The organism is Deferribacter autotrophicus (assembly GCF_008362905.1).
Lineage (GTDB): Bacteria > Chrysiogenota > Deferribacteres > Deferribacterales > Deferribacteraceae > Deferribacter > Deferribacter autotrophicus.
Genome location: NZ_VFJB01000003.1, coordinates 242,996 through 261,564, shown reverse-complemented (window position 1 = coordinate 261,564; position 18,569 = coordinate 242,996). Strand labels below are relative to the sequence as shown.

General features: G+C 33.4%; 17 protein-coding genes. 3 read left to right on the top strand and 14 right to left on the bottom strand.

Annotated features, from left to right (window positions below; genetic code table 11):
- Position 1: 1 nt before the first annotated feature.
- From recJ to FHQ18_RS03240, 4 genes are all read right to left on the bottom strand, one after another.
- The gene (gene recJ / locus FHQ18_RS03255; RefSeq protein WP_149265738.1) at positions 2-1,750 is read right to left on the bottom strand and encodes a single-stranded-DNA-specific exonuclease RecJ; all 1,749 of its coding nucleotides are present in this window, start codon (positions 1,748-1,750) and stop codon (positions 2-4) included.
- Between the two features lie 190 nt (positions 1,751-1,940).
- Positions 1,941-2,462: a cob(I)yrinic acid a,c-diamide adenosyltransferase gene (gene cobO / locus FHQ18_RS03250; RefSeq protein WP_149265737.1), complete on the bottom strand. Its 522-nt coding sequence runs from the start codon at positions 2,460-2,462 to the stop codon at positions 1,941-1,943.
- A gap of 14 nt (positions 2,463-2,476) precedes the next feature.
- Positions 2,477-3,688, bottom strand: a complete 1,212-nt coding sequence (locus FHQ18_RS03245) for a glycosyltransferase family protein (RefSeq protein WP_149265736.1) — start codon at positions 3,686-3,688, stop codon at positions 2,477-2,479.
- Positions 3,681-4,505 carry an HAD-IIB family hydrolase gene (locus FHQ18_RS03240; RefSeq protein ID WP_188020327.1) on the bottom strand — a complete coding sequence of 275 codons (825 nt, stop codon included), beginning with the start codon at positions 4,503-4,505 and terminating at the stop codon, positions 3,681-3,683. Before FHQ18_RS03240 ends, FHQ18_RS03245 begins: the two co-directional genes overlap by 8 nt.
- Positions 4,506-5,307: 802 nt before the next feature.
- On the opposite strand from FHQ18_RS03240, the gene FHQ18_RS03235 reads away from it, so the two are divergent.
- A complete protein-coding gene (locus FHQ18_RS03235; protein ID WP_149265355.1) occupies positions 5,308-6,495 on the top strand; it encodes an IS110 family RNA-guided transposase in 1,188 nt (395 codons plus the stop codon).
- A 27-nt stretch (positions 6,496-6,522) separates the two neighbouring features.
- Here FHQ18_RS03235 and FHQ18_RS03230 read toward each other — a convergent pair whose 3' ends face one another.
- The 9 genes from FHQ18_RS03230 to FHQ18_RS03195 all read right to left on the bottom strand — a co-directional run bounded on the left by FHQ18_RS03230 (position 6,523) and on the right by FHQ18_RS03195 (position 14,568).
- Complete coding sequence (locus tag FHQ18_RS03230; protein ID WP_149265734.1) at positions 6,523-7,338, bottom strand: SDH family Clp fold serine proteinase; 816 nt, start codon at positions 7,336-7,338, stop codon at positions 6,523-6,525.
- Positions 7,339-7,350: 12 nt separating this feature from the next.
- A complete protein-coding gene (locus FHQ18_RS03225) occupies positions 7,351-8,079 on the bottom strand; it encodes a rhomboid family intramembrane serine protease (protein WP_149265733.1) in 729 nt (242 codons plus the stop codon).
- 248 nt (positions 8,080-8,327) lie between these two features.
- Entirely contained in the window at positions 8,328-8,480 is a 153-nt protein-coding gene (locus FHQ18_RS12590; protein ID WP_188020326.1) for a hypothetical protein, read from the bottom strand.
- 6 nt (positions 8,481-8,486) lie between these two features.
- Positions 8,487-9,293, bottom strand: a complete 807-nt coding sequence (dapB, locus tag FHQ18_RS03220; protein WP_149265732.1) for a 4-hydroxy-tetrahydrodipicolinate reductase — start codon at positions 9,291-9,293, stop codon at positions 8,487-8,489.
- Between the two features lie 10 nt (positions 9,294-9,303).
- Positions 9,304-10,185: a 4-hydroxy-tetrahydrodipicolinate synthase gene (dapA, locus tag FHQ18_RS03215; protein WP_149265731.1), complete on the bottom strand. Its 882-nt coding sequence runs from the start codon at positions 10,183-10,185 to the stop codon at positions 9,304-9,306.
- A gap of 13 nt (positions 10,186-10,198) precedes the next feature.
- Entirely contained in the window at positions 10,199-11,011 is an 813-nt protein-coding gene (gene dapF, locus FHQ18_RS03210; protein WP_149265730.1) for a diaminopimelate epimerase, read from the bottom strand.
- 20 nt (positions 11,012-11,031) lie between these two features.
- Positions 11,032-12,285, bottom strand: coding sequence for a diaminopimelate decarboxylase (gene lysA / locus FHQ18_RS03205; RefSeq protein WP_149265729.1), 1,254 nt, complete (start codon positions 12,283-12,285; stop codon positions 11,032-11,034).
- 107 nt (positions 12,286-12,392) lie between these two features.
- On the bottom strand, positions 12,393-12,659 hold the full coding sequence (locus FHQ18_RS03200; RefSeq protein ID WP_149265728.1) for a DUF167 domain-containing protein: 267 nt from the start codon (positions 12,657-12,659) through the stop codon (positions 12,393-12,395).
- Positions 12,649-14,568 carry an AAA family ATPase gene (locus FHQ18_RS03195; RefSeq protein ID WP_149265727.1) on the bottom strand — a complete coding sequence of 640 codons (1,920 nt, stop codon included), beginning with the start codon at positions 14,566-14,568 and terminating at the stop codon, positions 12,649-12,651. Before FHQ18_RS03195 ends, FHQ18_RS03200 begins: the two co-directional genes overlap by 11 nt.
- Before the next feature lie 276 nt (positions 14,569-14,844).
- Between FHQ18_RS03195 and argC the strand changes: the two genes are divergently transcribed.
- Together argC and argJ are read left to right on the top strand one after the other, a co-directional pair.
- Positions 14,845-15,846 (top strand): N-acetyl-gamma-glutamyl-phosphate reductase, encoded by a 1,002-nt coding sequence (argC, locus tag FHQ18_RS03190; protein WP_149265726.1) that lies wholly within the window; start codon positions 14,845-14,847, stop codon positions 15,844-15,846.
- 9 nt (positions 15,847-15,855) lie between these two features.
- Complete coding sequence (gene argJ, locus FHQ18_RS03185) at positions 15,856-17,064, top strand: bifunctional glutamate N-acetyltransferase/amino-acid acetyltransferase ArgJ (protein ID WP_149265725.1); 1,209 nt, start codon at positions 15,856-15,858, stop codon at positions 17,062-17,064.
- 434 nt (positions 17,065-17,498) lie between these two features.
- Here the strand turns inward: argJ and FHQ18_RS03180 are convergent, their stop codons facing one another.
- On the bottom strand, positions 17,499-18,530 hold the full coding sequence (locus FHQ18_RS03180) for an AI-2E family transporter (protein WP_149265724.1): 1,032 nt from the start codon (positions 18,528-18,530) through the stop codon (positions 17,499-17,501).
- Between the last annotated feature and the right edge of the window lie 39 nt (positions 18,531-18,569).

The window sequence follows — 18,569 nt, the reverse complement described above, 5'->3', positions numbered from 1 at the left end:
TTTAGACTCTTTTTATATCTTTTAATTTTAATAATATTGAACGATCCCCAAACCATTGATTAATTTCAGGAGTAAAAACTATATCAAAGGTATCATAACCTTTTACATATGATTGATATTCTTTCATATTATAGCCAACAATTTCAAAGACGTATCTATCCTTTTCTATAAATCCTCTCAAATGAGATTTATCCCTTCCAGTAAATCCAAATTGCTGATATTTTTTTACATTCCTCATACAAAATAATGGCTCTTGATTACCCTGACCAAAAGGCTTCATTCTTTCCAGCCAATTCATAAGATCCATATTTATATCTTTAGGATTAACTATAGCATCTATCATCAGTTCAGGATGCTGGTCATTAGCTCGCCTGTACTTTTTAACCACTTCATCAAAACGTCTTTGAAGCACCTTTATGTTTTGTTCATAAAGCTGAATACCAACTGCATATTTGTGTCCACCAAACTTAAGGAAAAGATCTGAAATCTCTTTCAAACAGTTATAGAGATGAAAATCTGCAATACTTCTAGCAGAACCTTTTCCGATCCCTTCTTCAAGAGAAATTACAATTGCAGGTTTATTATATTTCTCAGCCACCCTTGATGCCACAATCCCAATTATTCCCGGATGCCATCTATCAGAATATAAAACAATACCTGAGAATCTTTGTGCTAAACCAAGCCTTTCAATTTTATTAAAAGAATCACTTAAAATCCTTCTTTCCATCTCTTGACGATATCTATTTTCAATATCCAACTCTTCTGCAAGCCATCTTGCTTCATTTTTATTTTTAGTTATAAGTAATCTTACTCCTCTATCACTTTCACCAAGTCTTCCCACAGCGTTAATTCTTGGCGCCAAAACATATCCCACGTGGGATACTTCGATATTTGTATTCAATAAACCCGTTACCCTTTTCAATTCGTTCAGACCTATTCTCACATCTCTATTAGAAAGTATTTTGAGACCGTGCTTTACAAATATTCTGTTCTCATCCACCATAGGAACTACGTCAGCTATTGTTCCAAGAGCAACAATATCTAAATATTTTTTCAAATTAGGGATTTTGTCTTTAAAAAAGTTATTTATGGAAAGAAAATATCTCATTGCCATTATAAACTTAAAGGCTACCCCTACTCCTGATAGCCCTTTAAACTCGTATTCATCATCTTCTCTCATTGGATTTAATATACTATAAGCGCTTGGTAATTCATCTAAAGGCTTATGATGATCTGTGATAATAACATCAATTCCGCATGTTTTAGCATATTCAATTTCCCTTATAGCTGTAATACCACAATCTACTGTTATTAAGAGTGAAATATTTTTTATTTTAAGTTCATCAATAGCTTCAATGTTCAAACCATAACCTTCTTCAAGTCTATTTGGAATGTAATATATAACGTTTGCACCAAGTTCTTTTAAAAATAGATAAATCAATGCAGTGGATGTAACACCATCCACATCGTAGTCGCCATATATACATATTTTTTCCTTAGCTATTATAGCCTCGTAAACCCTCCTTACAGCTTTTTCCATATCTTTCATATGGAAAGGGTTTCTTAAACTTTGCAAAGGTGTATTGAAAAAAGTATTTAAATCATGAGAAGTCAAAACCCCTCTTTTGAAAAGAGTCATACCGATAGGGATTGGCAAATGCCATTTATCTATAAGATCAAAAAGCTTCTCTATATCTACTTCTTCTATAAACCAATTATATTTAGGGGAACATCCCAAATATTTCTTCATCTTTTCACCGATTTTATAATAATGATTATATTCATACTTTATGATATAGATTTTTTTATTTAAATCAACATATTTGAATTTACAACAAATTAATAAATTAAGTAAAAACCCCGCTAATATAAAAGGGAAGAAAGTTTCATTTTTTTTGAAATAATTAAGCTTAATTGACTTTCTAAATTTTACTTAAAAATTACTTTTCTATACCTTCTCGAGCTAGTATCCCTTGATGAAAATAGTGTTTCACCTCTTTAAATTCTGTAACCAAATCAGCATTATCTATAAACTCTTTTGGAGCATATCTACCTGTTAGAACAAGCTCTACATTCTCAGGTTTATTTCTTATCAGACTCAAAACAAGCTCTGTTTCAATCAATCCATAATAAACTACAACATTTATCTCGTCAAGCACTACTAAATCATATTGTGCTGACTCTATAATTCTTTTTACTTCATTAAAACCTGCTGATGCAAGCCTGTAATCAATCTCCTCAGGTTTACCTCTTATTAAACATCCTCTACCATATGTCTTTACCTCAATATTTTCTATCTGTCTCAGTATGTTATGTTCATTATATTCAGCTGTTTTCAGAAATTGTGCAAAAAAGACCCTTAAACCTGCCCCAGCAGCACGTATGGAAAGACCAATAGCTGCAGTGGTTTTACCCTTTCCATTACCAGTATAAACTTGTATAAATCCCCTATCCAACATCATCTAACAATCATAAATCATTTATTATCTTCTTCCACCGCTTCTAAAAGCTCATCGGCAAATTCTGGCAAAGCAGAATCAACCCTTACCCATGGAGAAATCAATCTTATGCCTATAGGATTTTCCAAAAAATCAGTTTTTGCATTGTTGATTGCTTGAGTAAAAGCTTCAACAGCAGCAATCTCACTATGTCTATCAAAAGCAACCCCATTTATCAAAGCAAAAGCATTGAAAGATTCAATGGCAATCCTCGCTTGCTGGAAATAAGTACTCACAAGAGATTTAAAAAAAGCATCTGATAAAAGTATCCCTTCTTGACTCAATATTCTGAAAAGAGTCTTTGCAATATCTGTGGCCATACGTAGCAAACCTTTGTTCGGCTCATTTTTATTAAGAGGGCTATGTTTATGTTCATAAGTTTCTAAAACTTCAACCTGACAAATCCTATTAATAGAAGTATTTTGGTAAATTTCACTTAGCAAGGATACCTCAAGTCCCCAGTCAGGTGAAAATCTAATACCTTTAGCTAGCTCTCTAATTATGGCAAACTCTCCTGATAAGGCATATCTAAAACTGTCTAAATAGTCTAAAAATTTATTATCATATCCTATCAATTTCTTCAAAGCTCTCACAAGAGGGGTATAAAACAACCTCATCACACGGCCATAAATTTTATCTGATACCCGTGCATAATACCCTTTGCTAAACTCATAATTAAGACCACGATGAATAATTGGAAAAACCAGCCTTGCCACAATATCCCTTTTATAGTTTACTATATCACAATCATGTAAAGCTATAGCATAAAACCTGTTGTCAGCTAAAATATATCCAAGAGCCATCCACACCACACGACCTTTACCGGGAATATTGAGCGGAAATCCCTGTTGTATCAATTTAGAATATAAAGCCTGTATTTTTTTCCCATGATTCCAAACTATTTTTACATTTTGAGGTAATTCACTCATTATTTTTTTTACATGTAGAAACTGTTCCTCATTTGCCTGATCAAGGGATAACACTACAGTATCAATAAAGTGAGCTTTTTTCAGTTCTTCAATTATAGTGTACATTGCAGGTCTTTCAAACTCTGAATACAAGGCTGGTAGCAACAAAGCAATTTTTCTTTTATCAATAAATTGTGAAATCTCGGCTTCAATATCTTCTATAGGTCTCTTTGTAACATTCTGCAAAGTCGTAATAATACCATTTTGAAAAAAATCAGCCATTATACACTCCCAAACTTTTTAACAAATCAATCACCTCATAATTAAAACCCTCTGGGCCTATGAAGTTTGATTTAATTACGTTTTTCACGCTACATTCCACATGCTTTCCATCCCATTTTTTAACTAAAATCGGATACTCTACCTCTTTCAGCAAATCAATATCGTTGCTGCTATCTCCTACACCTATTGTAACAATTTTTTCATATTTTTTCACATAAAATTCTTTAACTTTTTCCACTGCTTTTCCTTTATCCTGATGTTTACCAACAAGGTGATAAAATCTACCACCCTTTAAAATTTTAAAATCACTCTTTTCCACTTCTCTCAAAAGCTCTTCAACTGCGCATTTATCTTCTAAAATAAAAGGTTCACTAAACTCCCTCATCTTACTGAGCGAAAGTCTCTCAAAAGGTAAGCTCATAATTTCCATCAACTCATCATCACTCATCTCTGAAAAAAGCTTTAAATTATACTTCTTTTTCAAACTTTGACCAAACCTAATCAAATCATTCCTTTTTGCCCCTAATATAAGAGCGTAAAAACCTTCTCCAATCTCCTGCACCTTTTTTTTAAGATTTTCATCAATATCTTTTTCTCTGAAAATTATCCCTCCGCCATTTTCCACTATAAATGGATAATCAACCCCCATATCTTCCTGCAGTTTTAAAACTTCTGCTCTTGTTTTGCTGGTTGTAAAAATTAAAGGAATATTTTTCTTTTTAATAATTGATAATGCTTCTTTTGCGGCATCATAGGAATAGGTATTGTGATCCAGAAGAGTACCATCAAGATCACTAAATATAACTATTTTTCTCATATAATTATAATGAAATAACTTTTCAATTTTGTAAAGATTTTTAGAGTCACCCCAAAATTCACAAAATAACATTTTCTAATACAGAGGAAAATATTTTTCGGGTTTAGGTTTCCAAAAAATCGCCATGGATGGCGATTTTTGAGAAACCTGCCTCGCAAGTGTCACCGGACGTGCCACGAGAATGAGAAAAATATTTTCCTCTGTATTCAGTGTGTAACACGCTAATAATACTAATAAAATTACTGTTCTTTTACAAAAAATGGGGGTGACTCCAGTGTAAAGATTTAATAAACTATTTTATCGATACCAAAAAGCTAACTGTATTTATTATAACCATATTTAGTTTATGCTAAAAAAGTATATCTTATTAATATTTAAACAAATAATTTTTTTGGAGTATTTGTAAGGATAACTTAAAGGGGAACACCCCCTTTAAATCCCCGAACTTAAAGGGGGATCCCCCCTTTTAAAACCCCCAAAATATGGTAAAGACTATAAGATATTAATTTTAAATTAGTTTTCTAAAGAAAACTAATTTAATTAATAAAATCATTAAAAAAATTTATTTAATAAATAGTTCTCACTTTTTCAGTGAGAACTCCTACGTTTTTTTGTTGTATAAGAAAATTATATTATGTAATGAATTAAGAATGGGACAGAGGACTACAGTGGGAATAAGCTTAAAAGCTTCATATTTAGTCTGTCCCCCGTCCCGAAAGTCCCTATTGGTTGATTTGGCTATCAAGCCACTGTCAAACGGGAGTTTGGATTCGGGACTAAAATATTTTAAGTGAGGTTTGACATGAAAAATGACAAATTTGCTTTCTTTATAGGTGTTGATGTTTCCAAAGATAAGTTTAATTGCGCTATTATTAACAATAAGCTTGAACTTCTCAAAGAAGCTGAATTTCAAATGGACATTGATGGTTTTAACAGCTTCTATGACTTGATTAAAAAGTATGACTCCTCTATCATTGCTCTTGAATCTACTGGCAGCTATCACATTAACCTCTTAGCATCCCTTGTATCCAAAAAGAAAGATGTCTGTCTTATTAATCCAGCTCTCATCAAAAAATTTGCCCAATCCGTTACTCTCAGAAAAACCAAAACCGATAAAATTGATGCTGTTATCATTGCTAAATTTATAGCTAAGAATATTGAACATTTCAATTATTTTGCTCTTCCTGAGTCCAATGATATTATCGCACTTGCCAGGATGAGAGAACATATTACTCAGCAGATTGCAAGAGTTAAGACTCAGCTTAAACAGCATCTTACTGTAGTATTTCCTGAACTTGTGGCAAATGCCAATGTATTTACTCAATCCATTTTGCATATCCTTAAACATATGCCTACAGCTGAAATCATCAGGAATGCTAATGAAGATGATATTCAAAAGATTCTTGATGAATTGAAGTTTGCACATAAGTCAAATATTACCCCTCAGAAGCTCATATCCCTTGCTAAATCCTCCATTGGTATTTCCTCTGATATCTGGGCTACTGTCATCAAAGAAGATGTTGAAATGCTCATATTTCTTAATAGCCGACTTGATAATATTACGAAGGAATTTATTGATAAAATAAAATCTTCCAAAAAAGATGATATGGAGATTATTACTTCTATCAAAGGAATTAATGATATTACCGCTGCCCATTTTCTTGCAGAAATTAAAGATATAAACAGATTTGCCAACAAAGGTAAACTTGCTGCCTATGCCGGGATAGATCCTGCTATTAAACAATCCGGAAGTATGTATAGTAACGGCAGAATAAGTAAAAAAGGATCCCGGTCCCTTAGGCGTATTCTTTATCTTATGGCAAGTGGTGTTATGAAGTTTAATGAGTATTTTAGAGCGTATTATTTGAAAAAGAAGGAGGAAGGTATGCCTCATAGAAAAGCTATGATTGCATTGTGTAACAAACTTGTGCGTGTACTTTATGCCATGCTTACAAAAAAAGAGGTTTTTCATATGCCTAAATTATCTTAATAATTTTTAATATTTATAGTTGACTATTTAAGACCTGTGTTTAGGTATCGGCAAATATTCAACAGATGGAGTCTTCTTTACAGGTTGAGGATATAAGCTCATCAGTTGCATAACCTCTGCTGGTATATCTGAGGACACATGTAAGCCAATTTTTTTTGCTTCCTCAAAAGTAATTGGATAGTCATGAGTCCATGTGCCTGTAGATAAAAGTTTTGCAAGTTCTCTAGCCTTTTCATTTCCGTATTTATCATGAAGTAGATCATATACAGCATTTTCAAGCTGATTTATTGCTTTCTTTGATATATCTGCCAAAATCAATGTCTTATCATCTATCTTGTTAATATCTTTTTGCTCAAGAAGTTTCAAAACTGAAGCAGCAGGATACTCACCAAGTTGAGGGTCAACAGGCCCAAGTACTGCATTTTCACTCATAACAATTTCATCTGCCGCCAACGATATCAATGTCCCACCGCTCATTGCATAATGAGGCACAAAAACTGTCACTTTTTCTTTATGTTTTTTCAATGCTCTTGCAATTTGCAGAGATGCCAACACCAAACCACCAGGAGTATGTAAAATCAGATCAATAGGCACATCATCATCTGTCATTTGAATTGCCCTTAAAACCTCTTCAGAATCATCCACATTGATATATTTATAGACGGGAAAACCTAAAAAACTCATTGTTTCCTGTCTATGGACAAGAAGAATTACTCTTGAACCCCTCTTTTTTTCTATTTTTGCAATTAAACGCTGTCTAGCAGATTCTATCATTCTTTGTTTTATCACCGGTTGCATAGCTGCCAGCATAAAAAAGAGCCAAAAAAGCTCATTAAACGTCATAGTCCACCCCTTTTAACGAAAATATCTATATAAAAGCTCATCAGGAAAATAATCCCTGTAATAGTCATTATTTTTCTTAAACAATTTATGGAACAGCATCCCGAACACAAAACCACCTATATGAGCCCACCATGCAATTCCGGATGCATTTTGATTTACTATTACAGTAAAAGTCCCAGAAATTATCTGAGAGAAAAACCAGAATCCTAAAAACACAACTGCAGGTATCTCAAAGAAAAACGGAAAGAAAAATATAGGTATAAGTGTAACAATTCTAGAATGAGGAAACATTATAAAATAAGCTCCCATAACACCTGCAATGGCACCTGAGGCTCCCACAGCCGGAACAACAGAATCAGCATTAAAAATAAAATGTGTGAAGCTAGCAGCAAGACCTGATAAAATATAAAAAATCAGATATTTAAAATGACCAAGCCTATCCTCCACATTATCCCCGAAAATAAAAAGGGTCCACATATTGCTAATGAGATGAAACCAACTACCATGCAAAAACATATTGGTAAAAAACGGCCAATAATTATCCATATGTAAACCAGCAAAATATGCCCACTCAGGATGAGTATATCTGGCAGGTACAAGTCCAAAAATATAAAAAAATCTATTTAAAAAATCAGGTGGTAAAGATACTTCATAAAGAAAAACCAGGGTATTTATTAAAATCAGAATATAATTAACAAAAGGTGTCTCTCTACGAGGGATAATATCCTTAATCGGTATCATAAAACTATATTATATTTAATATAAAAAAAATCAACAAGTTCATGAAGTTGTATAATCCCAATTTTTACAAATAACCATAATCATTAGAAAAACTAGTGAAAAGGGGAGGTAGAAAAAGCTTAACGTTCTAACATTTAAACGTTTTGTTAATTCGAAAATCGACAATCGTAAATCGTAAAGCTTGATGCGTGAGCCGTGATGCGTAAATTGGTAGATGAAGAGGTTCAACGTTATAACTTTCCATCGTTTTAACGTAATTCAAAATTCATCATTAATAATTTTCTATTTCCCTTAGCCTTAGCCTTAACCTCAACCTTCAACAATTTTAAGACGATCTTTGTACTGATAGAAAGCTTCACCAGCCTGTTTGACCAGTGAAGCTTTAAGAATTTTTTATCCATAAAAAATTAGAGGTTTAATACATCAAACATTGAATAAAACCCTGCAGGTTTATCTTTAATCCATTTTGCAGCGGCAAGTGCACCTTTTGCAAAAGTGTCCCTTGTATGGGCTTTGTGAGTTATTTCAATTCGCTCTCCATTTCCGCAAAACATAACGGTATGCTCCCCCACAATATCTCCTGCTCTTATGGTTTGTATCCCTATCTCATTATCCTTACGTTCTCCGATCAACCCTCTTCTGCAATAAACCGCATCTTTCTCAAGATCCCTATTAGTTGCTTTTGCCACCACCTCAGCCATCTTCATAGCCGTACCGCTAGGTGCATCCTTCTTCAGTCTATGATGTGCCTCAATTATTTCAATATCATAAATATTCCCAACAGCTTTAGCCACCATCTCCAATACCTTAAAAGTTAGGTTTACGCCAAGACTCATGTTTGGTGCAAGCAGCACAGGTATCTTATTAGACAAAGCTTTTATTCTTTCCACTTCTTCATTTTCAAAACCTGTAGTCCCTATCACCACAGGCTTACCGACCTTTTCATACATTTCTAAATTTTTCAAAGTTACGGTTTTAAACGTAAAATCTATCAAAACATCCGCGTCTTTTGTAGCAACATCAAAATCATCGGTTATTGCCATGCCTATATTTCCAATGCCAGCCACTTCCCCTGCATCAATTCCAATGAAAGTGGAATCTTTAGCTTCAAGGGCACCAGCTACTCTAATATCACTGTCATCATTACCAAGTGCAATAATTCTTCTTCCCATTTTTCCAGCAGCGCCCACCATACAAATAGCTGTAATACTCATAACATCCCCTCTAATTTTTTAAATTTAATCCAAGGTCAAGTAACACTTTTCTTAATTTCTCAGTATTTGCTTCTGTCATGGTTACAAGAGGAAGTCTTATATCATCCTCAATCATTCCCATAAGATAAAGGGCTTTTTTTACAGGAATTGGGTTTGTTTCAAGAAAAATGGCTTTAAATAATGGATAGAGTTTATAATGCAAGCTTCTTGCTTTTTCGATATCACCTGCGAAAAATGAATCCACAAGTTCAGCCATCATATCAGGCACAATATTAGTGGCAACGGAAATAACACCATCTCCACCAAGACATAAAAGTGAAAAAGTCAAAGAATCCTCTCCACTCAGAAGTAGGAAATCGTCGTTAGTTCCAGCAATAATTTCAGCAGCCTGGTCAAGTGAGCCACTTGCCTCTTTTATCCCTACAATATTTTTTATCTTAGAAAGCTCAATAACCGTATCTGGAAGCATATTTACTGCAGTTCTACCTGGAACATTGTACAGAATAATTGGTATATCCACAGCCTCTGCCACAGCCTTGAAATGTTCATACAATCCTTTCTGAGTTGGTTTATTGTAATAAGGTGTAATGACAAGAGCTGCATCAGCACCAGCTTCTTTGGCATGATTTGTAAGATATATCGTTTCATGCGTACTGTTTGAACCAGTCCCTGCAATTACAGGTACTCTCCCTTTTACCTGATCAATGACAATATCAATAACCTTACAGTGCTCTTCATAGGTCAGTGTGGCAGATTCACCTGTCGTACCGCAAGGCACAATTCCATCTGTTCCATTCGCAATCTGAAATTCCACTAACTCTCTTAGTTTATCTTCATCCACATCCCCATTTTTCATTGGCGTCACTATAGCCACAATACTACCTTTAAACATGACATCCTCCTTCTTAATATTCTAAAGCTTCTCTATTCAATACTCCTGTATAAACAACCCTTGCTTCACCTTCTAAATAAACCTTACCATTTTCCAGATAAACCTTTAACAACAAACCACTACTTGTTTCAATCTCTACAGGTGATTTTACAATCCCTTTTTTAACCGCTACAATTGATGTGGCCACAGAGCCTGTCCCGCAGGCCATAGTTTCATTTTCTACGCCTCTCTCATAAGTACGAACTTTCAGCTTGTTTTCCCCTATTTTTTTGAAAAAATTCACATTGGTACCCGCAGGTTGATAAAACTCATGAAATCTAATACCCCTACCATATTTTACTACATCGAAATTTTCTATATCATCCACCTCAACAACTACATGAGGAACACCTGTATTTATACTGGAAACAGTTAGTTCTTCTCCGTTTAAATTTAACTTATAATCTATCTTCTCATCAAACGGATCGGTAAGCTGCACTTTAACATTAAAACCATCCATAATTTCAGCTTCAATAATTCCGGCAATAGTTTCAAAAGCCATTTTTTTACCAGCAATCCCATTCAAATATGCAAATCTTGCGGCACATCTTGAACCATTTCCACACATTTCCGCTACAGAACCATCTGAATTAAAAAATTGCCATTTGAAATCCACATTATCTGAATTTTCGATTAAAATAAGTCCATCAGCACCCACTGATACACATCTTGCACACACTTTAGGTATAAACTCACTTAAGTTTATATCATTCATCTTACCATCACGATTATCTATGATAATAAAATCGTTACCACTGCCTGTCATTTTATAAAAAGGGATATTCATGATTAGCACCTCTTTATTATCTATAAGTCTTCAGGAATACATTCTAGACCTATAAGGTCATCATAGGTCTCTCTTCTTCTCACAATATAGTACTTGTCTTTATTTACAAGTATTTCAGGAACTCTTGGTCTTGAATTATAATTTGAACTCATTGTAAAACCATAAGCGCCGGCACTCATCACAGCCACCAAATCACCCTGCTGAAAATCAGGGATATCCCTATCCTTAGCTAAAAAATCTCCTGTTTCACATATTGGTCCTACTATATCACCATAAACGTTTTTGTAATTTCCTTCTTTAACTGGCTTTATCTCATGATATGAACCATACAGCGTAGGTCTCATCAAATCGTTCATTGCAGCATCTACAATTTTAAAACTTTTCAATTCTGTATCTTTTGTATAAAGAACTTTTGTTACAAGGGCTCCCGCATTGCCAGCAATAACTCTTCCAGGCTCAAACACAAGGGTTACATCAAGTCCCTTTATCACATCAATTAATTTATCTGCATACTCTTTTGGTGATGGAGGTGTCTCATCTTTATATTTTATCCCAAGACCACCACCAAGGTCCAAATACTTTATCTCAATCCCTTTATCTTTGAGATTCTTCACAAGCTCTACCATAATCTTTGTGGCATCCACAAATGGTGACACATCTGTAAGCTGAGAACCTATATGACAGTGAGCACCAACCACTTCAATATTTGAAAGACTTGCTGCATATTCATATTCCTGATATGCCTTTTCTATAGGGATCCCAAATTTGTTCTTTTTCAAACCTGTAGAAATATATGGATGAGTTTTTGGATCCACATTTGGATTAACTCTTAAAGCGATCCTTGCTTTTTTATTTAATCTTTTTGCTACTTCATTAATCTTTTCAAGTTCCTGAAGTGATTCAATATTAAACATCAAAATATCTGACTTTAAGGCAAACTCAATCTCCTCTTCAGTTTTTCCTACGCCCGCATAAACAATCTTTTTGCTGTCAATTCCAGCTTTCAGTGCACGATAGAGTTCCCCACCAGAAACAATGTCAGCACCACAACCAAGTTTCCCTAACAGATTCAATACAGCAAGGTTAGAATTTGCTTTGACTGCAAAACAGATAATGTGAGGAACTTCTTTAAAACTTGCTTCAAAATCTTCGAAATGCTTTTTGAAAGTAGCTGCACTGTACACATAAAAAGGAGTCCCTACTTCATCTGCAATTTTCTTTAAAGGAACTTCTTCACAGTACATTTCTCCATTCATATAATGGAAATGATTCATTCTAATCTCCTTTAACTTTTTTCCCTTCCATTTAACATTTAAAGGTATTTTTGTCAAAGGTTATAATGATTTTAAGTTACTCTAACCCAAAAAAATTAAAAAATTAATCATCCTTTAATAATTTTAATAAACTCATCCTCGGTTATATCAGAATCGATCTCTAATGTTTTTATTCTGCTCTTTTCTCCGCTGATAATTTTAACCTTAGATTTACTGATTCCAAGTTTTTTAGACAAAAACTTTATCAACTCCTTATTTGCTGCACCATCCACAGGAGGAGATGCTATTTTTAATTTTGGCATTCCGTTAAATAAATCAGTATATTCACTTTTTTTAGCCCCTGGTTGTATATAAAGAGTAATTCTAATCCCCATTTTTATGACCTCTTACATCACTAAAATATGCACTGTTTAACAGTAAAACATCTGTATTCTCATCAATAGTTTCTTTTACTTCTCCATCAAATTCATTAATATAAAACTCGCCATCCTTCAACATCGAAATTTCATAAAAAGCATCAACCCCTTCTTTATTATTAAAAGTTGCATGCACTACCCTCCCTTTCTTTAAAAATATTCTACCATCCCCATTTTCTGAAAAAAATTCAATCATCAAACTTTTAGTTGAAGCTGAAGTAATCTGAATAATATCAAAAAATGAAAAATCTCTTAGTTCTCCAGATATCTTCTCAATCTTTTTCCCACTTTTCTTACTCACAAATAGATGATAGTATGCATCTATAAATCTTTCAATTCTTCTTGTAGATAAAGAAGAAATTTCTGTGAATGAAATACCGTATCTATTTTTGTCTCTAATATTACAAATAATTGCTTTAACATTCTGAACCTCTTTTCCATCGGGAAGTATAAAATTTAATATAAGGCTATCTCCAATATCGCACGGATAATTAATATTTATCAACGCTCCCTTTACACTCAAATCAAGAATGGTTGCACTTAAGAGTTTTATTCCCTTATAATTGATATTGCATGGTATTTTTACAGGCACTCTTTTATAGTCTCTAAGTTTTGTAATCAAATAATCTTTAGGATAAGAAATAACTATCAAATTTGCTGATTCAATTTCACCAAAAATTCTTGATTTAAATTCAATTAATGAATCTTCAAAAGAATATCTTGTGGTGACAACCTCATATGTCTCAAAGAGCTTGTCTATGTCTCTACTTGTTTCACATATCAAATACTTTCCAAAATCCCAACCTATGATTTTAGAACTATAAAACTTCACATTATTTTCAACAAAAACAAGCTCTGAACCAATTTTAAACTCATCAAAAAAAGAGTCAGATACAAGTTCAGCTCTAATTTGTCTTTTTAAAAGCTTTGTGAATTTTAAAAGTTCGTTAATGTCTTCAATAATGTTTGCAAGTTTTTTCTCTGTTTGAACTACACATATATTTAGATCAATTATCTGTTTTTCTTTTCCTCCTTCTTCCACCTGTTCAATAGTCACATTTTCTTCTTCAACAATACTATCAAACAATTCATCAATTTCTATACCTTTTAAATCACTATTTACAGCAATAAGATTTGCATTATGTTTAAATAGCTTAGCAGTAATTGAATTTGGATATAAATTTATCAGTGGAATCTGCCTGTTAACAGACTCTTGAAAATTTTCATCTTCAGGTAAAAATCCTAAAAGTTGAACCTCTAGCTGTAAAAATTTCTTTACTGTGTCTTTAAATTTTTCAAAAATAGTGGTTACCTGCTGCTTTGATTTTGCCCTATTTATTATTATGCTATATTTTTTAATAACACCTTTTTCTTTTAAAACCTTTAAAATGGAATAACTATCTTTAATTGACGTTACTTCTGGTAACAAAATCACTATAACTTCATCCGCAAGCTTAATAAAAGAAATTATCTCACTTGATATACCTGCCCCAGTATCTATTACCAAAAAATCATATTGAGATTTAATCTTACTTATCTCTTTTTTAAGTTTGTCTCTTTCTTTTTTAGTCAACCTTGTTAACTCTAAGATCCCACTTCCTGCAGGAATAAGCGAAAAATTGGGCAGTTTATCATGCTCAATTATAATCTTCTCAATGGGAATATCTCTTTTCACAATATCTTCAATGGTGTATTTAGGTTTTGAGCCAATAAGCAAATCTACATTTCCAAGAGCTAAATCGGCATCCAATAAAGCCACTTTGTAATTTAGCTTTGCAAGTGCAATGGCAAGATTTAATGAAATATTAGTTTTACCGACTCCACCCTTTCCACTTGTTATGGTAATAACTTTAGTTTTCCTATCCATAAAGTAATTGTATCACATATTGTAAATATATCAAATTTGTAATAATTACAGATTTTTAAAAAACACTTTAAAATTGAATATCTTTCAAATATAATATTTTAAGGACCTTTGTGTAATTATAAATTTTGGATTTTTGCTCAGCTGCTGTTGTTTAAACACAATGCCGTCATTCTGAGTTTGGCCTTGGTCGGACACAGAATGATAATCTGTAACAGTTTTGTGCTTACTTATTTTTTACTAAGCAAAGGTCTCATTAGATGAAAAGGGAGGATTAAAATGAAAGCAGCCATTATTGGAGCCACAGGATACACTGGATTTGAGCTCATAAAAATTCTTTTAAAACACCCTAAAATTCAAATTAGTAGTATTACCAGTGATACTTATGCAGGTACTCCTTATTCTGCTCTCTACCCTCAACTAACTGAAATTTTTGACAAAGAAATAGAGCCTAACGATTATGAAAAAGTAGCAAATAATTCTGACATTGTTTTTCTCTGTTTACCCCATGCTGCATCTATGGAGGCTGCAAACTTTTTCTACCAAAAAGGGAAAATGGTAATAGATTTAAGTGCCGACTTCAGATACAGTGAAACTACAATATATGAAACCACCTATAAAACAAAACATAAATATCCCGAACTCTGTAAAGAAGCAGCCTATGGTATCCCTGAAATTTTCAAAAAAGATATTCAAAATTCTAAGTTATTAGGGAACCCTGGTTGCTACCCCACAAGCATAATCATACCTCTTTTTCCTCTTCTAAAAGAAGGACTAATTAATGAAGAAATTATTGCTGATTCGAAATCAGGAGTTAGTGGCGCAGGGAAAAAACCCACCGAAAAAACTCATTTTTGCGAAGTAAACGATGATTTTAAACCATATGGAGTTCTATCTCACAGGCATGAATCAGAAATTGATTTTATCCTAAAAAAAGCGAATGCAAACATCGATCTGGTATTTACTCCACATCTGCTCCCTATCACAAGAGGCATTGAATCAACCATTTATACAAAAAGTGATAAAAACATTGATATACTGCACCAATGTCTATTTGATTACTATTCAAATTCTCCTTTTGTCAGAATCTATAAAGACGGTAGAATCCCAGCAATAAAAAATGTAGCTAATACAAACTACATTGACATTGCTCTTTTCAAAAGAGGGGAAAAAGTTGTAATAATCTCTTGCATAGATAATCTGGTAAAAGGAGCAAGTGGCCAGGCTGTCCAAAATATGAATATTATGTTAGATTTTAATGAAACTCTCGGACTTTTATAGGAGGTAATGATGATTTTAATTAAAGATGGTGGTGTAGCAACCCCTCTCGGCTTTCAAGCAGCAGGAATCAATATCGATATAAAAGGAACAGGCTCAACGAAAAAAGACTACGGACTTTTAATTAGCGATGTACCGTGCCAAGTCTCAGCTACTTTTACTAAAAACAGAGTAAAAGCTGCACCTGTAATTTACGATATGAAACTACTTGACGAACAATCCGACTTCTTCGGCATTATAGTCAATAGTGGAAATGCTAACGCATGCACAGGACAAATAGGTTTAGAAGACACAGAAAAAATCTGCAAAGAAGCTGAAAATATTCTTGAACTACCTGACAAATCATTACTTATGGCATCCACCGGTGTGATTGGAGTTAGGCTTCCTATTGATAAAATGCTCCAACATATAAATGAGCTTGTTGAAAATCTCGATGACGAAGATTCAAACTTTTCAGAATCAATTCTTACAACAGATACCAGACCTAAAAAATTGGCAGTTTTAGTGGAAACAGATAACGGCTCATTTGTGGTAGGTGGTGTTGCAAAAGGAGCAGGGATGATTGCTCCTGATATGGCTACCATGCTTGCTTTTATCACCACCGATGTAATAATTGATAAAAATGCTCAGGATGAAGCCCTCCTTTTAGCTGTAGAAAACAGTTTCAACAGTATCACCGTAGATGGTGATATGAGCACCAACGATTCTGTTTTTCTATTCTCCAATGGTATGAGTGGAATTAATGTAAGCCACGGGAACAACTATGAGCTTTTTAAAGAAGCATTAAATTTTGTGTGTAGTGAACTTGCAAAAATGATTGTAAAAGACGGTGAAGGTGCTACAAAATTTGTGACAATTACGGTTAAAAACGCAAAAAGCTATGATGATGCAAAAAAATGCGCTTTTAAAATTGCCAACTCCCCCCTTTGCAAAACAATGTTTTTTGGCTCTGATCCAAACTGGGGAAGACTAATGGCCACAATCGGTGCCTCCATGATCGAGTTTAACGAAGATGATGTAGACATATATTTTGATAACTTAAAATATGTGGCAAACGGAACATTAATCGATCCAGATTTAGAGGACAAAGCTTATGAAATAATGAAAAAAAGCGAATTTGCCATTACAATCGATTTAAAAGCAGGAAATTTTTCAAAAACAGTATATACCTGTGATTTCTCCTACGATTATGTAAAAATCAATGCCGACTACAGAACTTAAACTGTATAGGTGAAAGTGTAAGTGTAAGTGTAGGTGTAGGTGTGGGTGAAAGTGTGAATGCGTAAATGCCTAGAAGTAGTGATGGAATAGCTTAAAGGTTAAGGTTGAGGTTAAGGGAAATAGAAAATGATGAATGATGGATTTTGAATTACGTTAGAACGTTGGGAAGAGTTATAACGTTGAACATCTCCATCTACCAATTTACGCATTACGCATCACGGCTCACGCATCAAGCTTTACGATTTACTATTGTCAATTTTCTAATTAACAAAACGCTAGAACATTGAACTTTTTCTACTTTCCTATTTCGCTACCCCACCATTTCCTTACTTCTCTCTACGACTCACACTACCTTTACTACCCTTACTACCCATTACAAATTGTAAGGATTTTTATTATCGACAACTTACACATACACGCACACTTACACTTTATCATTGCTGTAAATAGTCATCTAATTGCACTTTGATAAAAGCTGCTACAGGTAAAGAAAAAATCATGCCTGAAATACCAAACAAAAAACCTCCAGCCATTATGGAAAAAATAACAACCACCGGATGCAAACCTAGGCTTTCACCGACTATTTTCGGTGTGAGAAAGTTGCTTTCAATAATCTGAACAATAGTAAATCCCAATATTACTAGAACTGGATGCAAAATATCCTGAAACTGTACAACAGCAAAGATTAATGATGAAAGAAAACCAATAACAAAACCCAAATATGGAACCATACTCAACAATCCTGCAGTAATCCCTATAAAAAGAGCTCCGTCAATCCCAATTAAAAGTAAAACTACGCTATACATTACAGCTAAACAAAGAGAAACAATAAATTGTCCCCTAAAATAACTTTTCAATATTTTGTTAAACTGCTCCCCTTTGTAAACAAACTCATCATGCCCTTTTTTCTTAACAACTTCTTTTAGTTTTAAAACTATCATATCAAAATCTTTCAAAAAGTAAAAAATCAGCACTGGAACAATCGAATAAAGCAATATCCAGTTTAGCATGCCTCCCACTGACGCTTTTAAAAAACCTAAGATTTGAATCATAATATTTGAAATTTTACCAAGATTTTTTAAAAAAAGGTTTTTCACTTCATCAATATAAACCTTATATTGGGGATACAGTTCAACACCTTTTAGTTTTATCTCCAGCTTGTTTATATACATTGGAACTTTCATTACAATCTGGTTTATTTCTGTAATCAATAAAGGGATAAGAAACATCAAAAGCATAAACACCAACAATGAAAATAATACAAAAACAACAAGTACAGCCAAAGTCCTATTAATCTTAAAGCTCTCCAGTTTATCCACAATGGGATCTAATAAGTAAGCAATAAAAAAGGCTACAGCAAACGGTGTAAGTATCATATTAATTTTTTTAACTAAAAGAAGGAGAAATAAAATCAATGAAATAGATAAAAACTTTTTAAAATCCAATTCAATTTTTATTATTTTCATGCTATACTTATAACATACTTAGTGAATAATTAAAAGTTG

Excerpts from the sequence above, each read along its gene's own strand:
- FHQ18_RS03180 (WP_149265724.1), bottom strand. The coding sequence starts at position 18,530 with ATGAAAATAATAAAAATTGAATTGGATTTTAAAAAGTTTTTATCTATT.
- FHQ18_RS03225 (WP_149265733.1), bottom strand. The coding sequence starts at position 8,079 with ATGATACCGATTAAGGATATTATCCCTCGTAGAGAGACACCTTTTGTT.
- argC (WP_149265726.1), top strand. The coding sequence starts at position 14,845 with ATGAAAGCAGCCATTATTGGAGCCACAGGATACACTGGATTTGAGCTC.
- FHQ18_RS03200 (WP_149265728.1), bottom strand. The coding sequence starts at position 12,659 with ATGGGGATTAGAATTACTCTTTATATACAACCAGGGGCTAAAAAAAGT.
- FHQ18_RS03240 (WP_188020327.1), bottom strand. The coding sequence starts at position 4,505 with ATGAGAAAAATAGTTATATTTAGTGATCTTGATGGTACTCTTCTGGAT.
- FHQ18_RS03195 (WP_149265727.1), bottom strand. The coding sequence starts at position 14,568 with ATGGATAGGAAAACTAAAGTTATTACCATAACAAGTGGAAAGGGTGGA.
- dapB (WP_149265732.1), bottom strand. The coding sequence starts at position 9,293 with ATGAGTATTACAGCTATTTGTATGGTGGGCGCTGCTGGAAAAATGGGA.
- recJ (WP_149265738.1), bottom strand. The coding sequence starts at position 1,750 with ATGAAGAAATATTTGGGATGTTCCCCTAAATATAATTGGTTTATAGAA.
- FHQ18_RS03235 (WP_149265355.1), top strand. The coding sequence starts at position 5,308 with ATGAAAAATGACAAATTTGCTTTCTTTATAGGTGTTGATGTTTCCAAA.
- lysA (WP_149265729.1), bottom strand. The coding sequence starts at position 12,285 with ATGAATCATTTCCATTATATGAATGGAGAAATGTACTGTGAAGAAGTT.
- FHQ18_RS03230 (WP_149265734.1), bottom strand. The coding sequence starts at position 7,338 with ATGACGTTTAATGAGCTTTTTTGGCTCTTTTTTATGCTGGCAGCTATG.
- dapF (WP_149265730.1), bottom strand. The coding sequence starts at position 11,011 with ATGAATATCCCTTTTTATAAAATGACAGGCAGTGGTAACGATTTTATT.
- FHQ18_RS12590 (WP_188020326.1), bottom strand. The coding sequence starts at position 8,480 with ATGGATAAAAAATTCTTAAAGCTTCACTGGTCAAACAGGCTGGTGAAG.
- dapA (WP_149265731.1), bottom strand. The coding sequence starts at position 10,185 with ATGTTTAAAGGTAGTATTGTGGCTATAGTGACGCCAATGAAAAATGGG.
- cobO (WP_149265737.1), bottom strand. The coding sequence starts at position 2,462 with ATGATGTTGGATAGGGGATTTATACAAGTTTATACTGGTAATGGAAAG.
- FHQ18_RS03245 (WP_149265736.1), bottom strand. The coding sequence starts at position 3,688 with ATGGCTGATTTTTTTCAAAATGGTATTATTACGACTTTGCAGAATGTT.
- argJ (WP_149265725.1), top strand. The coding sequence starts at position 15,856 with ATGATTTTAATTAAAGATGGTGGTGTAGCAACCCCTCTCGGCTTTCAA.